We start from the raw sequence: 2,865 nt of genomic DNA on the forward strand, positions 1-2,865 counted from the left end.
GGCACGAACTTCAGGAGAAAACTTGTTCGTCGTTTTGCTTGTCATAGACCCTACTTCTCACGAGTTGGGGTCTCCGGCAAACCCGGTGCGGTTCACCGTGACAGAGCAGAGCATCTCATGGGAGCGGGATGGAATCGACTCCGGCTGGTTCTTCGCCGCGAATGTCGGCTCCGTGAGAAGCAGTTCCAGTTATCGTCCTGGAGGCTGGTGGTTCCTTCCAAAGTGGTTACCTGACACGGAAGAAAACGATGTCGGCCCCTTCAAAACCAAAACTGCCGCGTTGACAGAAGCAGAGCGCCTGGCTGCCCACCAGCTCACAAAATAGCAGCAGCAGCTTCCACCGGCTGTGGCCGCAGGACAGCGCTTACGTTAGAGGGGACGATTATGGCGAAGATGATGACGGCATATGTCGTCCTCGACATCCAAAAGGATATGACCGGCATTGTCTGCACCTTCCATCAAATCGCCATCGATCAATAGCCTGTACTCCGTCATGAACTTAGTTCCTCCATTTCTGCAAATGTGGAAATTGCGAACAGAGGAGGAGTTGATCTGATTTGGACTTTTCCGCCAAATACGCCAAAATTCATCGGATTGACGCTCTTTCGTAACAATGAAATGACTTGTAGTCTGGTTTCTAGGGAACTTAATACGACGGGAGTAGCTCACGGGAGGGATCATGCTTTTCGATGCATGGGAGGATGCGTTGAGGAAGACGTGTGGCCATTTCTATGCTGTTCAGCATGGAGCACAGCGTACGGTTGATGGGCACTTTTGGCCCCTGCGTCTGTGCGGGTTGGATGTTGCGAATTTTTCATGCGACATCCGCAGTATAGATCGGACACGGAATGGTATCCGCTTAGACGACGACGAACATCTTTTTCTGCTTGTTCAAATCTCTGGCGTTACCAAAATTGAACACCAGGACCGGTACGACATTATCTCTCCGGGTGGCCTCTACCTTCTAGACTCGACGCAGACTTCGCGGCTTCAGTTTGACGGAAATCGTTCGCATTGTGTGTCACTCCATATTCCCCGTGCTGTAGCACTCGCCGAAGCAAGCGGGCACATGCGCGCTGGAAAGCCGGTTCATGAGGGTAATCCATTGGCTCAAAGGCTCCACGCATACGTTTCGGCACTGATGCGGGATAAGACGAATAGGTCCAAGGACCCCGACTATCTGCTCGATTTGGCACGAGCAGCCTTTGCTTGTCCGACTAATACTAAAAACTATGGCTATACCGCCATGGGGCAGCGTTCTCGTTTTGAATTCGCAATTCGGGAAATGGAGACTTTCGTCACTCAACCCAAACTTTCACTGGGCTGGCTTGCTGGTCGCGTTGGCATTTCAACCAGACAGCTTGAGCGAGATTTTCGAGCGCATGATGCCAGCTTTGTTAGTATCCTTCGCGAGCAACGATTGAAACTAGCCTGTGATATCCTAAAGCTGACAATTCGAAGCGGGCGAGATGTGTGCATAGCGGATATCGCATTTGCGTCCGGTTTCAGAGACGTTTCAAATTTCAATCGCGCATTTCGAGCGCGTCTCGGAATTACACCGCGTGAGCACGCACATGCAATACGTTCGCGCTAGGATTCTGAGGTTTTTACATGTTTAAACTGAACCGGATCATGTATAGATTGCCCGTTCATGCAAGCAGTTCTTCGAGCGGTTTTGAATGTGTGATCGGGCACGGTTATGTATCAGGCCTGTTGTGCTGCTGTTGCCTGACGTGCGACCGAAAGTTTGTGGGAGCGGTCGATCATTTCTTTCCGCCCGGCAATTCCGCCTTGCCGAGCGCTCCGGCAAAAAAAATCGTTCTCCAATGTCGGCTCGTCGATCTTGGCGTGCAGCGTTTTGTCATCGACGGTTGGACCCGCCGGTTTCGTCTTCCCTTCATCGTCGAAAACGCCTGTCGCCCCCCTCAAGGAGCTGGTCTTTCCACTGTTTGATCTGGTTGGCATGCACGTCCAACTGCTGGGACAATTCCACCAGCGTCTGCTCGCCTCGGATGGCGGCGAGCGCCACTTTTGCCTTGAAAGCCGGGCTGTGGTTCCGGCGCGGTCGTCTCGTCATGGTATCTCCTGTTCCCGGCATCTAAGCCGAAGTCAGGCAGAATTCCACTTATCCTGGCTGTTCAAATCTTGCTCTGATCTGTGCTCTGATCCCCAAAAACTGGATCGTTTTTGATTGGAGTTTTTCGCGCTAGATTCCCGGCTGGGAACAGGAGCGGAAGCAATGAAAGCATCGAATTTTTCGGACGCGCAGAAGGCGTTCATTCTCAAGCAGGGTGATGATGGCGTGCCGGTGGCTGAGATTTGCCGGAAAGCTGGAATTAGCCAGGCGACCTATTTTAATTGGCGCAAGAATGACCTGCCACTGAACTTTCATCCGGCGGCGATTAGAGCCTCGGCGGTTTTTGATACGCCAGATGGCGCGGTGGGAGCAACCGGCGGAAACGCGTAGCTTTCAAATTGCGCAGCGTTGGAGCCGGTTGCGGCGATGGTCCCGGCATACGCTGCCGGGGTCTGGTATCCGAGCGACGAGTGCGGCCGGAAATGGTTGTAATCGTCCGCCCATTCAGCGATGGCGCTGCGGGCATGATCGAGGCCGAAGAACAGACTCTCGTTGAGCAGCTCGTCGCGCATGCGGCCGTTGAAACTCTCGACATAGCCATTCTGCATCGGTCTTCCCGGCGCGATGTAGTGCCATTCGATCTTATGATCCTTCGACCATGCGAGGATGGCATTCGAGGTGAGTTCGGTCCCGTAACACCTTCGGAACTTTGCGCTGAATGAGGCTTTGATCACCTGCGTAGCCCCAATCAGGCGAAGCAGGTGGTCATAGCCGGGCATCAGGTCTCA

1 protein-coding gene and 4 pseudogenes are annotated in these 2,865 nt (G+C 53.3%); 3 read left to right on the forward strand and 2 right to left on the reverse strand.

Annotation, left to right across the window (positions count from 1 at the left end):
- Together ACI2KA_RS26840 and ACI2KA_RS26845 are read left to right on the forward strand one after the other, a co-directional pair.
- A pseudogene (locus ACI2KA_RS26840) lies at window positions 1-325 on the forward strand (hypothetical protein); the annotation flags it as partial.
- A 354-nt stretch (window positions 326-679) separates the two neighbouring features.
- Complete coding sequence (locus tag ACI2KA_RS26845; RefSeq protein WP_404505473.1) at window positions 680-1,594, forward strand: helix-turn-helix domain-containing protein; 915 nt, start codon at window positions 680-682, stop codon at window positions 1,592-1,594.
- A gap of 131 nt (window positions 1,595-1,725) precedes the next feature.
- On the opposite strand, the pseudogene ACI2KA_RS26850 reads toward ACI2KA_RS26845, so the two are convergent.
- Window positions 1,726-2,098: pseudogene (locus tag ACI2KA_RS26850) on the reverse strand (transposase); the annotation flags it as partial.
- A 141-nt stretch (window positions 2,099-2,239) separates the two neighbouring features.
- Here ACI2KA_RS26850 and ACI2KA_RS26855 point away from each other — a divergent pair.
- Window positions 2,240-2,368: pseudogene (locus ACI2KA_RS26855) on the forward strand (transposase); the annotation flags it as partial.
- A 20-nt stretch (window positions 2,369-2,388) separates the two neighbouring features.
- Here the strand turns inward: ACI2KA_RS26855 and ACI2KA_RS26860 are convergent.
- Window positions 2,389-2,769, reverse strand: a pseudogene (locus tag ACI2KA_RS26860) (integrase core domain-containing protein); the annotation flags it as partial.
- Between the last annotated feature and the right edge of the window lie 96 nt (window positions 2,770-2,865).

The organism is Agrobacterium sp. NPDC089420, from assembly GCF_044900305.1.
In the GTDB taxonomy this organism is placed as follows: Bacteria; Pseudomonadota; Alphaproteobacteria; order Rhizobiales; family Rhizobiaceae; genus Agrobacterium.

Excerpts from the sequence above, each read along its gene's own strand:
- ACI2KA_RS26845 (WP_404505473.1), top strand. The coding sequence starts at position 680 with ATGCTTTTCGATGCATGGGAGGATGCGTTGAGGAAGACGTGTGGCCAT.